This is a genomic window from Streptomyces aurantiacus (genome assembly GCF_001418335.1).
GTDB lineage: Bacteria > Actinomycetota > Actinomycetes > Streptomycetales > Streptomycetaceae > Streptomyces > Streptomyces aurantiacus.
Window position 1 is genome coordinate 18,927 of the sequence record NZ_LIPP01000018.1, and the last position, 14,167, is coordinate 33,093.

Annotated in this window: 13 protein-coding genes; 1 reads left to right on the forward strand and 12 read right to left on the reverse strand. The window is 71.9% G+C overall.

The features are described 5' to 3' along the window. Nucleotides 1-299: 299 nt before the first annotated feature. The 6 genes from AOK01_RS02530 to bldG all read right to left on the reverse strand — a co-directional run bounded on the left by AOK01_RS02530 (nucleotide 300) and on the right by bldG (nucleotide 7,292). Nucleotides 300-497 carry a hypothetical protein gene (locus tag AOK01_RS02530; protein ID WP_055507899.1) on the reverse strand — a complete coding sequence of 66 codons (198 nt, stop codon included), beginning with the start codon at nucleotides 495-497 and terminating at the stop codon, nucleotides 300-302. A gap of 287 nt (nucleotides 498-784) precedes the next feature. Further along, nucleotides 785-2,335, reverse strand: coding sequence for a DUF7059 domain-containing protein (locus tag AOK01_RS02535; RefSeq protein ID WP_055507901.1), 1,551 nt, complete (start codon nucleotides 2,333-2,335; stop codon nucleotides 785-787). A gap of 106 nt (nucleotides 2,336-2,441) precedes the next feature. Next, on the reverse strand, nucleotides 2,442-3,032 hold the full coding sequence (locus AOK01_RS02540) for a small secreted protein (protein ID WP_079103111.1): 591 nt from the start codon (nucleotides 3,030-3,032) through the stop codon (nucleotides 2,442-2,444). Nucleotides 3,033-3,249: 217 nt separating this feature from the next. Then, complete coding sequence (locus AOK01_RS02545) at nucleotides 3,250-5,667, reverse strand: sodium-translocating pyrophosphatase (RefSeq protein ID WP_055507905.1); 2,418 nt, start codon at nucleotides 5,665-5,667, stop codon at nucleotides 3,250-3,252. A gap of 685 nt (nucleotides 5,668-6,352) precedes the next feature. Further along, entirely contained in the window at nucleotides 6,353-6,796 is a 444-nt protein-coding gene (locus AOK01_RS02550) for an ATP-binding protein (protein ID WP_055507907.1), read from the reverse strand. A 154-nt stretch (nucleotides 6,797-6,950) separates the two neighbouring features. After that, nucleotides 6,951-7,292, reverse strand: a complete 342-nt coding sequence (gene bldG, locus AOK01_RS02555; protein WP_003975386.1) for an anti-sigma factor antagonist BldG — start codon at nucleotides 7,290-7,292, stop codon at nucleotides 6,951-6,953. Between the two features lie 81 nt (nucleotides 7,293-7,373). Here bldG and AOK01_RS02560 point away from each other — a divergent pair, with 81 nt between their 5' ends. Then, entirely contained in the window at nucleotides 7,374-9,935 is a 2,562-nt protein-coding gene (locus tag AOK01_RS02560) for a DEAD/DEAH box helicase (RefSeq protein WP_245702052.1), read from the forward strand. On the opposite strand, the gene AOK01_RS02565 is transcribed toward AOK01_RS02560, so the two are convergent. The 6 genes from AOK01_RS02565 to AOK01_RS02585 all read right to left on the reverse strand — a co-directional run bounded on the left by AOK01_RS02565 (nucleotide 9,932) and on the right by AOK01_RS02585 (nucleotide 14,094). After that, nucleotides 9,932-10,390, reverse strand: a complete 459-nt coding sequence (locus AOK01_RS02565) for an Rv3654c family TadE-like protein (RefSeq protein WP_055507919.1) — start codon at nucleotides 10,388-10,390, stop codon at nucleotides 9,932-9,934. The genes AOK01_RS02560 and AOK01_RS02565 overlap by 4 nt on opposite strands. Before the next feature lie 67 nt (nucleotides 10,391-10,457). Continuing rightward, nucleotides 10,458-10,838 carry a TadE family type IV pilus minor pilin gene (locus tag AOK01_RS02570; RefSeq protein ID WP_055507909.1) on the reverse strand — a complete coding sequence of 127 codons (381 nt, stop codon included), beginning with the start codon at nucleotides 10,836-10,838 and terminating at the stop codon, nucleotides 10,458-10,460. Then, nucleotides 10,825-10,962 carry a DUF4244 domain-containing protein gene (locus tag AOK01_RS44630; protein ID WP_245702053.1) on the reverse strand — a complete coding sequence of 46 codons (138 nt, stop codon included), beginning with the start codon at nucleotides 10,960-10,962 and terminating at the stop codon, nucleotides 10,825-10,827. Before AOK01_RS44630 ends, AOK01_RS02570 begins: the two co-directional genes overlap by 14 nt. A gap of 212 nt (nucleotides 10,963-11,174) precedes the next feature. After that, a complete protein-coding gene (locus AOK01_RS02575; protein WP_055507911.1) occupies nucleotides 11,175-12,011 on the reverse strand; it encodes a type II secretion system F family protein in 837 nt (278 codons plus the stop codon). Beyond that, entirely contained in the window at nucleotides 12,008-12,883 is an 876-nt protein-coding gene (locus AOK01_RS02580) for a type II secretion system F family protein (protein WP_055507913.1), read from the reverse strand. Before AOK01_RS02580 ends, AOK01_RS02575 begins: the two co-directional genes overlap by 4 nt. After that, a complete protein-coding gene (locus tag AOK01_RS02585) occupies nucleotides 12,880-14,094 on the reverse strand; it encodes a TadA family conjugal transfer-associated ATPase (protein WP_245702054.1) in 1,215 nt (404 codons plus the stop codon). Before AOK01_RS02585 ends, AOK01_RS02580 begins: the two co-directional genes overlap by 4 nt. Nucleotides 14,095-14,167: the final 73 nt, after the last annotated feature.

Here is a 14,167-nt window from a genome sequence, read left to right on the forward strand (position 1 = left end):
CCGACCGGCGTCGATCTTGTCCGCGTCCGCCACGGAACAGTTTTTCCCGGCCGGACGGGAGGGTCGTTTCCCGGACGACGGAGGTGGCGTCTCCCGGACGCGTAGGACGGCGTTTGCCGGGCAGCGGAGCGGCGTTGGGCGGGCGGCGGGGGCGGAATCGGGCGCTGTTCGGCGCCGGCGCCCAGAGGCTCGGACGCTCGGCCGCACCCAGACACTCACGCGTTCCGGCGCCTCTTCACCTGAACACTTCTCGACGCTTCAGACACGCAGAGAATGTGGGCGGTCGGACGCCCGGAAGGTCAGACGCGAGTGAAACACCACACGGCGAGGAGGACGGCGGCCACCCCGACGAAGCCCGCCACCGTCGCCGAAGCGACGGGGTTCACCTCGTGGGCGACGGGGGCGCGCTGCCTCAGCCGGACCGCCGTCCACAGCAGCAGCCCCCCTCCGAACAGGGCGAACACCGCCCCTGTGAAGATCGCCGGTCCGCTCTCCATGGCTCGCCCCTTCGCCCTCGCGTGTCCTGCCCGCGTGTCCTGCCCGCGTGTCCTGCTCGCGTGCCCTGGGTCGGGACGTTGGCACCTCCGGGAGACGGGGTCCCCAACCCGGGGTGAACGGAAGGCGGCCGGCTCCGTGCACGCCGATGCGGGGCGGTGCGCGCCGGTAGTGCGCGGGCTCACAGAGGTCTGGCTCCGAGCGGTCGGGCGCACAGCGGCCGGCCTCGCGGAAGCGGGCTCGCGGAGCTCGGCCTCACCGAGGCCGGGCTGTCACCGAGGCCTGGCTGTCACCGTGTCGCGGGCTCGATGAAGCCCTGCTCGACCAGCAGCCGGATCTGGGCCGGCGTCCGGTCGCGCAGCAGCACCGGGTCCTCTCCGACCAGCTGGGCGATGGCGTCCAGGATGTGCCCCGCGCTCAGCGTGCCGTCGCAGACGCCCGCGAAGCCCGCGCCGACCGTGTCCACCTTCGTGGCCCGCCGCATCCCTCGGTGCTGGCGCAGCACGACGTGCTCCGGGTCCTCGGCCCCGGGCAGTCCGACCTGCTCCTGCACGATCTCCCCGGCAAGCCTGAAGTGCCCTGCGAGCAGGGCGGCGTCGTCGTGCGCCCGCAGATAGTCCACCCGCTCGAAGTGCGCGCGCACGGTGTCGCCGAGCGGCTGCTCGACGGAGTGCGGCCACTCCTCCAGTACGACCGAGGGCAGCTCCGCCCCCGACCCGCCGGCCCCCAACCTGTCGGGCCCCAACCTGCGCAGGGTGATCCAGCCGAAGCCGACGGCCTTCACCTTCCGCGCCTCGAACTCGTCCAGCCAGGCGTCGTACCGCGCCTGGTACTCCACGGGGTCGCCGTGGTGGTCGCCCGCGTCGCGCAGCCACAGCTCGGCGTACTGCGTGACGTCCTGGACCTCCCGCTGCACGATCCACGCGTCGCAGCCGCGCGGCACCCAGGACCGCAGCCGGTCCTGCCAGTCCTCACCCTCCACGTGCTGCCAGTTGGCCAGGAACTGCGCGTATCCCCTTTCGTTCAGACGGTCGCCCACCTCCTGAACGAGCGTGCGGCACAGATCGTCCCCGACCATCCCAGCGTCGCGGTAGGTGAGCCGGACTCCGGGTGAGATCACGAAGGGCGGGTTCGAGACGATCAGGTCGAACGTCTCGTCGGCCACGGGTTCGAAGAGGGAGCCCTCGCGCAGGTCTGCCGCCGGAGCGCCGGACAGGGCGAGCGTGAGCGCGGTGATGTGCAGCGCACGGGGGTTGAGGTCGGTCGCGCTCACGCGCGTGGCGTGCTGTGCGGCGTGCAGCGCCTGGATTCCGGAGCCGGTGCCGAGATCGAGCGCGGAGGCGACGGGTTCGCGCACGGTGATGCCCGCGAGCGTCGTGGACGCACCGCCCACACCGAGTACGACACCTTCGGCACGGCTGCCGATGCCGCCGGCCCCGCCGACCGCGCAGCCCAGGTCCGAGACGATGAACCAGTCCTCGCCGCCCGGCCCGCCGTACGGCCGTACGTCGACCGCCGCCGCGACCTCGTCCCCGCCGACGCGGGTCAGCCAGCCGCTCTCCAGGCAGTCCTCCACCGGCAGAACGCCCGCCACGCGCGCGTGCGGCACGGGCTGCTGCAACAGGAAGAGCCGCACGAGGGTTTCCAGCGGGGAGTCGCCCCGGGTGGCCCGGAGCGCGGGCACGGTCTCACTGCGGGCCAGCGCCGCGTACGCGGGGGCGCCGAGCAGGTCGAGCAGCCCGTCGGCGCTGAAGGACGCGCCCAGGAGGGCGTCCCGCAGCCGTGCGGTGATGTCGGTGCGGTCGGACGAGGGCAGCGGTGCCAGGCTGGTGTTACTCACCCGCCCATTGTGACGCGCGACCGGCGCCGAACGGGCGCACCACTGCCACTGCGGTCCCCGGCCGCGGCGGTCGCCGGAGACCGCCGCGGGCCATCCTTGCCGAGGCTCAGCTCTTCGTCGCCGGAGCCGACGAGGACGCGCTCTTGCAGCTCTCCTGCTTGGCCATCGCCTTGCCCACGTCGCCCTCCTCCAGCTTCGCGAGGGCGTCGTTGCCGCTCTGGCTCAGCTTGTCCAGCTGGGTCGCGATCCCCTTGAGACCGTCGGCGAACTTCGCCTGGTTCTTCGTGTCGAGGCCGTCGACCTGCTTCTTGAGGTCGCCGTACGACGCGGAGATGGTGTTGAGCTCCTTGACGGCGTCCGTCTGCTTCTTCTCGCCGTCGTCCACGTCCGGCGCCCCGGCCTTGTTCACGGCGCTGCCGATCGCCTTGTAGGCGTCGGACATGTCCTGGAAGGCCTGGGAGTCGGTCTTCTGGACGTCCGCCGGAGTGCTGTTGTCCGAGGTCTGCTTCTGGATCGCGGTGTTGGCAGCCGAGATCTTCTTCGCCTGCGGCTGCACCGCGTCACAGACCTGCTCGGCCCAGGAGTTCAGCTTGTCGCTGTTGTCGTCACTCCCGCATCCCGACAGCGCCAGTACCAGTACCGCACCGCCGGACAGTGCGGCCGCGAGCTTCTTGTTCACCGGATTGGTCCCTTCCATGGCTCTCGGCCCCGGAACATACACGCCAAGTGGGCGACCCCACCGTGACGAACATCCGTTTGGACCGTTATTGAAGCCATTTGCACCAAGCGAGACAAGGCTCACGGACAGGGCGTACGCGCAGGGCGGACGCACAGGCGGGCGGGCGGACGGCACGTCAGTACGCGCCGTCCGCCCGCCCGTTGAGCCAGACCTGCTCAGGCGATGGCCCCGGGGGCTACGAAACCACCGCCGGATCCGGCGACTTGGCGACCCGTTCGGCGCCGCCCTCGTCACCGCCCTCGTCGCCCACGGCGATGCCGCGCCGCTTGGACACGTACACCGCGCCCACGATGACGGCGATGGAAAGCACCGCGATGAGGACGCGCATGCCCACACTCTTGTCTTCGCCGTAACTGAATTTGACTACTGCCGGCGCGATGAGCAGCGCCACCAGGTTCATCACCTTCAGGAGAGGGTTGATCGCGGGTCCCGCGGTGTCCTTGAAGGGGTCACCGATGGTGTCGCCGATCACCGTGGCGGCGTGGGCCTCGCTGCCCTTGCCGCCGTGGTGGCCGTCCTCGACGAGCTTCTTGGCGTTGTCCCAGGCGCCTCCGGAGTTCGCGAGGAAGACCGCCATCAGCGTGCCGGTGCCGATGGCCCCCGCGAGGAACGAGCCGAGCGCGCCGACCCCGAGCGTGAATCCGATGGCGATCGGCGTCAGTACGGCGAGCAGACCCGGCGTGGTCAGCTCGCGCAGCGCGTCCTTGGTACAGATGTCGACGACGCGCCCGTACTCGGGCTTCTCGGTGTAGTCCATGATCCCGGGGTGCTCGCGGAACTGCCGCCGCACCTCGTAGACCACGGCCCCGGCGGACCGCGACACCGCGTTGATCGCCAGCCCCGAGAAGAGGAAGACGACCGCGGCGCCCGCGATGAGCCCGACCAGGTTGTTGGGCTGCGAGATGTCCATCATCAGGTTCATCGGGGCGCCCTCGCCCGAGACCTTCTCCCCCACGTCGTTCGCGGCCGTGAGGATGGCGTCCCGGTACGAGCCGAAGAGCGCCGCCGCCGCCAGGACCGCGGTGGCGATGGCGATGCCCTTGGTGATGGCCTTGGTGGTGTTGCCGACGGCGTCCAGGTCGGTGAGCACCTGCGCGCCCGCGCCCTCGACGTCGCCGGACATCTCGGCGATGCCCTGCGCGTTGTCGGAGACCGGTCCGAAGGTGTCCATGGCGACGATGACGCCGACCGTGGTGAGCAGACCGGTGCCGGCGAGGGCCACCGCGAACAGGGCCAGCATGATCGACGTACCGCCGAGCAGGAAGGCCCCGTAGACGCCGAGGCCGATCAGCAGAGCGGTGTAGACGGCCGATTCGAGACCGAGCGAGATACCGGCGAGGACGACGGTGGCCGGGCCGGTGAGCGAGGTCTTGCCGATGTCCTTCACTGGGCGACGGGTGGTCTCGGTGAAGTAGCCGGTCAGCTGCTGGATCAGCGCGGCCAGGACGATGCCGATGGCGACCGCGAGGAGTGCGAGGATCCGCGGGTCGCCGGACTTGCCGAGGATGGCCTCGTCGGTGACGCCGTCCAGGTCGGCGTACGAGGACGGCAGATAGACGAAGACGGCCACGGCCACCAGCACCACGGAGATCACCGCGGAGATGAAGAAGCCACGGTTGATGGCGCTCATCCCGCTGCGGTCCGTACGGCGCGGAGCGACCGCGAAGATGCCGATCATCGCGGTGAGTACGCCGATCGCGGGCACGATCAGCGGGAAGGCGAGCCCGGAGTCGCCGAACGCCGCCTTGCCGAGGATCAGCGCGGCGACGAGCGTGACGGCGTACGACTCGAAGAGGTCGGCGGCCATACCGGCGCAGTCGCCGACGTTGTCGCCCACGTTGTCCGCGATGGTCGCGGCGTTGCGCGGGTCGTCCTCCGGGATGCCCTGCTCGACCTTGCCGACCAGGTCGGCGCCGACGTCGGCGGCCTTGGTGAAGATGCCGCCGCCGACACGCATGAACATGGCGATCAGCGCGGCGCCGAGACCGAAGCCCTCCAGGACCTTCGGCGCGTCGGCCGCGTACACCAGCACCACACAGGAGGCGCCCAGCAGACCGAGCCCCACCGTGAACATGCCGACGACGCCGCCCGTACGGAAAGCGATCTTCATGGCTTTGTGCGAGACGGCGGTGAGATCCTTTTCGGGCTCACCCTCCGCCGGGGTCGCTTCCCGTGCCGCGGCGGCCACGCGCACATTGCTGCGTACGGCGAGCCACATGCCGATATATCCGGTGGTCGCCGAGAACGCCGCGCCGATCAAGAAGAAGACCGATCGGCCGGCCCGCTGATTCCAGTCGTCCGCGGGCAGCAGCATGAGCAGGAAGAACACCGCGACGGCGAATACCCCGAGGGTACGCATCTGCCGCCCCAGGTAGGCATTCGCGCCCTCCTGGATCGCTACCGCGATCTCCTTCATCTTGTCGGTGCCCTCGTCGGCCGCGAGTACCTGGCGGACCAGGACACCAGCGACGACAAGCGCCGCAAGCGCGACGGCCGCGATGACCATCACGATGAGGCGGTTGTCGTCGGTCAGTACTGCGGCTGCGAGAGTAGTGGGCTGATCAAACTGATGAGGGGTAGAAAGCCCCGCCATTCGTCCTCCTTGACGCTTGGACCGAGCTCAAGATGTGGACGGATTGTAGGTACCTGAACCTGATCAAAACAGTGTGCGGTAAGTGGAATCAGCCTTCACATGCTCTTCAGCGAATGATCCACGGATCAACACGGAACCCGAAAGCAGTAATGCCTCAAAGGCATTGACGCCAGGTGAAGCCAGGTCCAATGCGGTGCGACACCGTGTAAAGCTGATCGTATTGTTGATCGTAATCCAGGTCGTGAATTCATTCACGAAATGCCCTTGGCTTGATCCGGAGCGGACGGGAGCCGACTTCGCGGTCGGCGAGCGACGAGCGATGACCGGCTTCCGCTTCCAGGGAGGCGGTGCCGGGGACGCACCGGGGACGCGCCGGAGGGCAGCTGTCGACACCTGAGAGGGCGGTTGGAGCCGCCGTGGCTGAGCCCCGCTTGAAGGCCCTGAAGGCTCTGAAGGCGCTTGAGAGCGGCTGAGGGCGGCTCAGGGAGGGCGGAGGCAAAGGGAGGTGCGGGAATGATTGCCCGGGCGGCAGCGAGGCAGCGGCGGGCCGACAGGATCGGACGGCGACGCACGTGATGGCCCGGCGGCGACGCCACACGGTGACCGGACGGCGGTGGCCGGACATGCGAAAGGGCCCTGTTGAGCAGGGCCCTTCGCACAGGTTGAGGCAGTACCTAGGGGTCGATCAGGAAACGAGCGTGGCCGGCGGCGTGGTGGGCCAGCTCATCCTGATCAGTCCGCCGTTCTCACCGGCGGTCACTTCCACGTCGTCGACGAGGCCGCTGATGACCGCGAGGCCCATCTCGTCCTCCTCGGTCTCGACATCCACACCGTCGGCTCCGCCCTGGGCGCCCGGCGACTTGTCACCGGGAACCGTGTGCGGCGCCTCGTCACCGACCTCGATGGAGAACTGCTTCTCCTCCTCGATCAGCGAGACCCGCACAGGCGCCGAGATTCCGGCGCTCTGATGCAGGCCGACGGCCCGGGTGCAGGCTTCGCCCACGGCGAGCCTGACCTCGTCGAGGACGGCCTCGTCCACTCCGGCCCTGCGCGCCACCGCTGCCGCCACCAGTCGGGCGGTCCTGACGTGCTCGGGCAGCGCGCTGAAGCGGAGTTCAACGGTGGCCATGCATCCCCCTCGGAACTACGGGCGTGCGGTCGGGGGGTCGGATCGCCGAGACCCGGCCCCCCTCCATTGACTTCTGCCTCCCGGGCCATGCCACGCCCGGGATCCGCTGTGTGCGACCGGCCGGCCAGTCAGGGACGGGCCGGACCGTGGTCGCTCAGTCGGTGGCCGCCACCGCTTCTTCGACCGAGGTGTGGATCGGGAACACCTTGGTGAGACCGGTGATGCGGAAGATCTTCAGAATGCGCTCCTGGTTGCAGACCAGACGGAGCGAACCCTCATGGGCACGCACCCGCTTCAGGCCACCCACCAGCACGCCGAGACCGGTGGAGTCGAGGAAGTCCACGCCCTCCATGTCGACGACAAGATGGAAACTGCCGTCGTTCACCAGCTCGACCAGCTGTTCGCGCAACTTGGGCGCGGTATATACATCGATTTCGCCACCGACCTCGACGACCGTACGATCGCCGACGGTACGGGTCGACAGGGACAGGTCCACGGATCCTCCAGCACCTTGCTAATCGAGCGGTCATCCCAAGGGACACCTCGGCGGAGCCCCCGGGACGGTTCGCCAGCCGCGATGGCATTCAATCACTTACCGGCAGGCGTGCACGACGCCTTGGGCCCATTGTCCGTCACGCCAGTGACACACTCGATGCCGATGGCCAATAATCTCCGACCCGATCGCACCTCGACGGACAGCGGATCCCGCCCCTCGCCGGGCGAGATCCTGGACCGGCTCGCCTCGGGGCCGAGCCGGGCTTCGCGCATCACTCATACGGAGCACTTGCCCCCACGTGAGGGTCGCCATGCCGTGTGGCCCGACCGGATCCGCCCGGAGGTCATCGCGGCGGTGCAGTCCGCCGGCATCGAACATCCCTGGGCCCACCAGGCCCTCGCGGCCGAGCACGCCCTGGACGGCGAATCGGTGATCGTCTCCACCGGCACGGCCTCCGGCAAGTCCCTGGCGTATCTCGTCCCGGTCCTGTCGACACTTCTCGACGGTTCCGAAGCGCCGAACGGCCGCGGCGCCACCGCCCTGTACCTCGCCCCGACCAAGGCCCTCGCCGCGGATCAGCGCCGGGCCGTGAAAAAACTCTCACAACCCCTGGGCCACTCCGTACGTTCCGCGGTCTACGACGGGGACACCCCCGTCGAGGAACGCGAGTGGGTACGCCAGTACGCCAACTACGTCCTCACCAACCCCGACATGCTGCACCGCGGGATACTCCCCTCCCACCCCCGATGGGCCTCCTTCCTGCGCGCCCTGCGCTATGTCGTCATCGACGAGTGCCACACCTACCGGGGCGTCTTCGGGTCGCACGTCGCCCAGGTGCTGCGCCGACTGCGCCGCCTGTGCGCCCGCTACGGCTCCTCCCCCGTCTTCCTCATGGCCTCGGCGACCGCCGCCGAGCCCTCGGTCGCCGCCTCCCGCCTCACGGGCCTGCCCGTGGTCGAGGTCGCCGACGACGCCTCACCGCGTGGTGAACTGGTGTTCGCCCTCTGGGAACCGCCGCTCACCGACCTGCACGGCGAGAAGGGCGCCCCCGTCCGCCGTACCGCCACCGCCGAGACCGCGGACCTCCTCACCGACCTGACCGTGCAGGGTGTCCGCTCGGTCGCCTTCGTACGGTCCCGCCGCGGGGCCGAGCTGATCTCGGTGATCGCCCAGGAACGCCTCGCCGCGGTCGACCGCTCACTGGTCCGGCGCGTGGCCGCGTACCGCGGCGGATACCTCCCCGAGGAACGCCGCGCCCTGGAACGCGCCCTGCACTCCGGGGAACTCCTCGGTCTCGCCGCCACCACCGCCCTGGAACTCGGCATCGACGTCTCGGGGCTGGACGCCGTCGTCATCGCCGGCTACCCGGGCACCCGTGCGTCCCTGTGGCAGCAGGCGGGCCGCGCCGGCCGCTCCGGGCAGGGGGCGCTCGCGATCCTGGTCGCCCGTGACGACCCGCTGGACACCTTTCTCGTCCACCACCCGGAGGCCCTGTTCGACCAGCCCGTGGAGTCCACCGTCCTCGACCCGGACAACCCGTACGTCCTCGCACCCCACCTGTGCGCCGCGGCGGCCGAAATACCCCTGACGGAGGAGGACTTCGCCCTCTTCGGGCCCGCCACCGCCGAGCTGATGCCGCAACTGGAGGCCGCGAAGCTGCTGCGCCGCCGCACGAAGTCGTGGCACTGGACGCGCCGGGAGCGGGCCGCCGACCTGGCCGACATCCGCGGCGGAGGCGGGAACCCGGTGCAGATCGTGGAGGCCGGCTCCGGGCGGCTGCTCGGCACGGTCGACGCCTCGGCCGCGCACACCACCGTCCACGAAGGCGCGGTCCACCTCCACCAGGGCCGTACGTACCTGGTCGACGAGCTGCACCTGGACGATTCGGTCGCCCTGGTCGAGGAGGCCAACCCGCCGTATTCGACGGTCGCCCGCGACACCACCGCCATCTCCGTCCTGGAGACGGACGTCGAAATCCCCTGGGGCGACGGCCGGTTGTGCTACGGCTCCGTCGAGGTCACCAACCAGGTCGTCTCCTTCCTGCGTCGTCGTCTCATCACCGGCGAGGTGCTCGGCGAGACGAAACTCGATCTGCCTCCCCGCACGCTCCGTACGCGCGCCGTGTGGTGGACGGTCACCGAGGACCAGCTCGACGCCGCCCGCGTGAACCCCGAGATCCTCGGCGGCGCCCTGCACGCCGCCGAGCACGCGTCGATCGGCATGCTGCCGCTCTTCGCGACCTGCGACCGCTGGGACATCGGCGGCGTCTCCGTCCCACTGCACCCGGACACCCTCCTGCCCACCGTCTTCGTGTACGACGGCCACCCCGGCGGCGCGGGCTTCGCGGAGCGTGCCTTCCACACCGCCCACGAGTGGCTCACCGCCACCCGCCAGGCCATCGCCTCCTGCGAGTGCGACGCCGGCTGCCCGTCCTGCGTCCAGTCCCCCAAGTGCGGCAACGGCAACGAGCCGCTGCACAAGCGGGGGGCTGTGCGGCTGCTGACGGTGCTTCTGCAGGGAGCACCGGCCGCGCGGTCCGACAACGCCGAGCAACCCGAGGAGGCGGAGGGACGGGAAGCCAGGGAAGGTGGGGAAGGCGGGGAGACGGACGTCATCGCCGCCAAGGCCGCGGAAGCCCCCTAGGGGCCCTGTGCGGGGGCTCCGGCGGTGGGCGTGGGCCAGGGTCTCGGTCGCGGGTCCGCCGGCCCCGAGAAAGTGGTCGGTCCGGCCGGACCGGCCCGTGACCGCACCTCGGCCGTCAACGGCCCCCGACCCGCCTCGACCGTGACATCTGCGATCTCGCCCCGGACCGCGCACCGCACGATCCGGGTGCCCTGGGCCCGTGCCACCCGGCCCGCCTGAACACACGCCTCCGTTCCGCCGTCCATCCAGTGGTCGGCCGCCGCGAGGGCCGCCAAGTCGGCCGCGCCGCCCGCGCGATGCCGGGCCACCACCGCCTGTCCCATCGCGAGCACGGCACCGAAGACCACGCACAGCACCGCGAGCGCGCCCACGGTCCAGACGGTGGCCGACCCCCGGTCCGAAGCCGCACCCGGCGCACGTGACCTCGTACGCCTCCCGAGATCTCCCCGTCTCACCGTTCCCGCCTTGCCCGCCTTGCCCGCCTTTCTCACCTTCCTCTCCTTCCCGCCGCTCTCGTCGTGCTCACCTGGGCGCCCTCACCGTCTCCTCGGCCAGGGCTGCGGCCTCCTGTGTCAGGTCGAGGGCCAGCGCGTCCGGGCCCGGTGTGTCGGCCTCGACCCGTACGTGCACCAGGTCGCCCTCGCGCCGGACGGTGACCCGGGCGCCGGACGGTGCCGCCTGGCGGGCGATCTCCGTCACCGTGCCCGGCGGTTCCTGCCGGGCCGCCGCACGAGCGCCCGCCCGGGCCGCGTCCACGCACTGGATCAGCGCGGCCGCGGCCAGCAACGCCCAGACCAGCGCCATCGTGAACGCGACCAGCACCGGCAGCACCACGGCCGCCTCCGCCGTCACGAAGCCGCGGTCCCCGGCCACGTCACGGTCCCCCGCCTCAGAACTGCCCATCGAGCGCCCGCCCCACGATGTCCTGCAGCGCCCCGCGCACCTGCCCGCTGGTCAGCACCTCGTAGAGCAACGCGGCGAACCCCACCGCAGCGATCAACCCCATCGCGTACTCGGAGGTCACCATTCCGGCTTCCCTCCGCGCCAACCGGGCCCCGCCCACCCGGGCCCTGCCCGCCAGAGCCGACGCCAGCCCTCGCACTCGTGCCCGAACCCGCACCCGTACCCGCACTGCCTTGCCCATCAGAACCCCCGTGCCCTTCTCTTCCGTTGACCTTGGTCGTGCCTCTTACTTGGTCATTCGTCTTGTCAGCCCGATCCAGCCCGTTCAGCCCGTCATCAGTCACCCCCGCCCAGCACCCCGCTCGCCAGCCCGAGCACCACCGGCAGTACGCCGATCGCGATGAACGCGGGGAGAAAGCACAGCCCCACGGGCGCCGTGACCAGAACGCCCGCCCGTCGCGCACGAGCCGTGGCGGCGCGCCCCCGTTCCGCGCGGGTCTCGGCGGCGAGGCGCGCGACCGGTACCGCCGCCGGTACGCCCGACTCGCCGGCCCGCTCCAGCAACCGGGCCAGTCCCCGGGCCCCGGGCAACGCGGCCAGCCCTCGCCACGCCTCCGCCGGTTCGCCACCGAGTCGCACTTCGGCGGCTCCCCGCGCCAGCCGCTCTCCCACGGGCCCTTCCAGGGCCTCCCCCACCGCCCGGGCTGCCAGGACAGGACTCGCGCCCGCCGCGATGCAGGCGGCCAGCAGATCAGCGGCAAGCGGCAGTTGTCGCGCGGCCCGCGCCGCGTCGAACTCCTCCGCCGACCCCGGCCCCGGCCCCGACATCGACAGCGGCAGCGGCAGCGGTCTGCGCTGCCACCGCCACAGCCCGAACGCGGCCACAAGTCCCACCACGACCCCGGTCGCGCCCCCCACGAACACCCAGCAGGCGCCCAAGGCGCCGATCACCGGCCGCCATCGCCGCACCGCAGCACGCACCTCCGCGCGCCGTCTGAGGGAGACCGGCTCCACGGCCGGTCCGGGCTCGCCGGGCAGGAATGCCGACAGCGCCTCCAGTCGCCTGCGCACCCTCCGCTTCCGCCGTGCCGCGCCCAGGGTCCGGGCCGCCGCCCACACCCCCGCCATCACGCACACCGCCACCCCCAGCCTGTGGACAACCTCCGCACTCATCCCGCCTCCGCTCCCCGTACGATCCGCAGCGCCCACCACAGCCCGACGCCCTCCAGAACCCCGCCGACCAGCAGGCAACCGAAACCCGCTCCCGTGTGCAGCACGACATGCAGCGGGTCGGCGCCGAGCGCGGTGCCCAGGAGCAGCCCGAGCACCGGCAATCCCGCGAGCAGCACCGCCGTCGACCGTGCGCCCGCCAACTGGGCGCGCAGATCGGCACGTTGGTCCCGCTCCGCGCGCAACGCCGCCTCCAGCCGGTCGAGGCCGGCCGCGAGCCCGGCGCCCCGGTCCACGGCGACGCGCCAGCAGGCGGCGAGGCCCAGCAGTCCTTCGGCCCCGGGCCGCCGTGCCGCTTCGGTGAGCGCGCCCGGCACATCCCCGCCGAACCGCGCCGCCGCCAGGACCGCCGCCTGCGCGCCCCCGAACCCTTCCGAGTCCCGGGCGGCGCCCAGCAGGGCCTCTCCAGGCTGCCGGCCGGCCCGGACCTCCCCCGCGAGCTCCCCGCACAGCGCGATCACCGCGGTGGCCCGCCGCTCACTCGCCCGCCGCGCCGCCGCGGCCCGCCGGGCGCGCCGTACCAGCGGAACTCCCAGCGCTCCCAGGACGACCGGCACCACGGACGCCCCCAGCAGGCCGACCGCCAACCCGGCGACCAGTGCCCACCACTCGCCCCGCGTCCCGTGCAGCAGCCGCAACCGCTCCCCGGTCCGTACCGCCCATTTCCACGACGGCGGCCCGATCCCCGCCGCCCCGCCACCCGCGCACAGCAGCCGCGCCCGTCGCACTCCGGTCCCCGGCCCGTCCATCAGCCGGGCCGCCACCGCCGCACACACCAGCGCCGCTCCCACCGACACCTCGGCGATCCCCGTCACAGCCCCTCCCTCCGCTCACCCACACCGTTCACGTCGCCCAGGCCGCCGAGCAGTTCCCGCAGCCGCTCCCACCCGCGCCCGTACGCGAAGGTCTCCGCGCCCCACCGCAGAGCGGGCACCGTCACGACCAGCCCCGCCGGGTCCCGCTCCAGCACATGCACCTCGGCGATCCGCCGCCGCCCGGCCCGGTCGCGTACGAGATGGAGCACCACCGACAGGGCTGCCGCCACCTGGCTGTGCAGCGCCGCCCGGTCGAGCCCGGCGGCCGTGCCCAGCGCCTCCAGACGGGCCGGCACCCCCGAGGCGGCGTTGGCGTGGACAGTGCCCGCGCCGCCTTCGTGCCCCGTGTTCAGAGCGGCGAGCAAAGAAACGACCTCAGGGCCGCGCACCTCGCCGACGATCAGTCGGTCCGGCCGCATGCGCAGCGCCTGGCGCACCAGGTCCTGGAGCGTGACGAGTCCGGCGCCCTCCTGGTTGGGAGGTCTGGACTCCAGCCGTACGACATGGGGGTGGTCGGGGCGCAGCTCCGCCGAGTCCTCGGCGAGGACGATCCGCTCGCCCGGTCCGACGAGTCCGAGCAGCGCACTGAGTAGCGTCGTCTTGCCGCTGCCCGTGCCGCCACTGATCAGGAACGAGAGCCTCGCGTCGAGCAGTGCCCGCAGCAGCCGGTCCCCGCCCGGCGGCACCGTCCCCGCGGCCACCAGTTCGTCGAGTGTGAAGGCCCTCGGCCGTACGACCCGTAGGGACAGGCAGGTCGAGCCGACGGCGACCGGCGGCAGGACCGCGTGCAGGCGGGTGCCGTCGGGAAGCCTGGCGTCCACCCAGGGGTGTGCGTCGTCCAGCCGCCGCCCGGCCACGGCCGCGAGGCGCTGCGCGAGGCGTCGTACGGCCGCGGCGTCCGGGAAGGACACGGCCGTCAGCTCCAGACCGCCGCCGCGGTCCACCCACACCCGGTCGGGCGCCGAGACCAGCACATCGGTGACCGAGGGATCGGCGAGCAGCGGCTCCAGCGGGCCGCTCCCGACCAGCTCCGACCGCAGCCGCTCGGCCGCGCCCAGGACTTCGGCGTCCCCGAGCACCCGCCCCTGCTCCCGCAGTGCCTGCGCCACGCGCGCGGGGGTCGGTTCGCCGCCGCTCTCGGCCAGCCATTGCCGGACCCCGTCCAGCAGCCCCGTATCGGCGGACGCGCTGCCGCCCGGCGGCCCGCCCACGCCCGGGTGACCGCCAGACGGTCCCGCGTGTACGGGCCCGCCGTCCCGCAGGCCCGTACCCCCGCCCCTACCC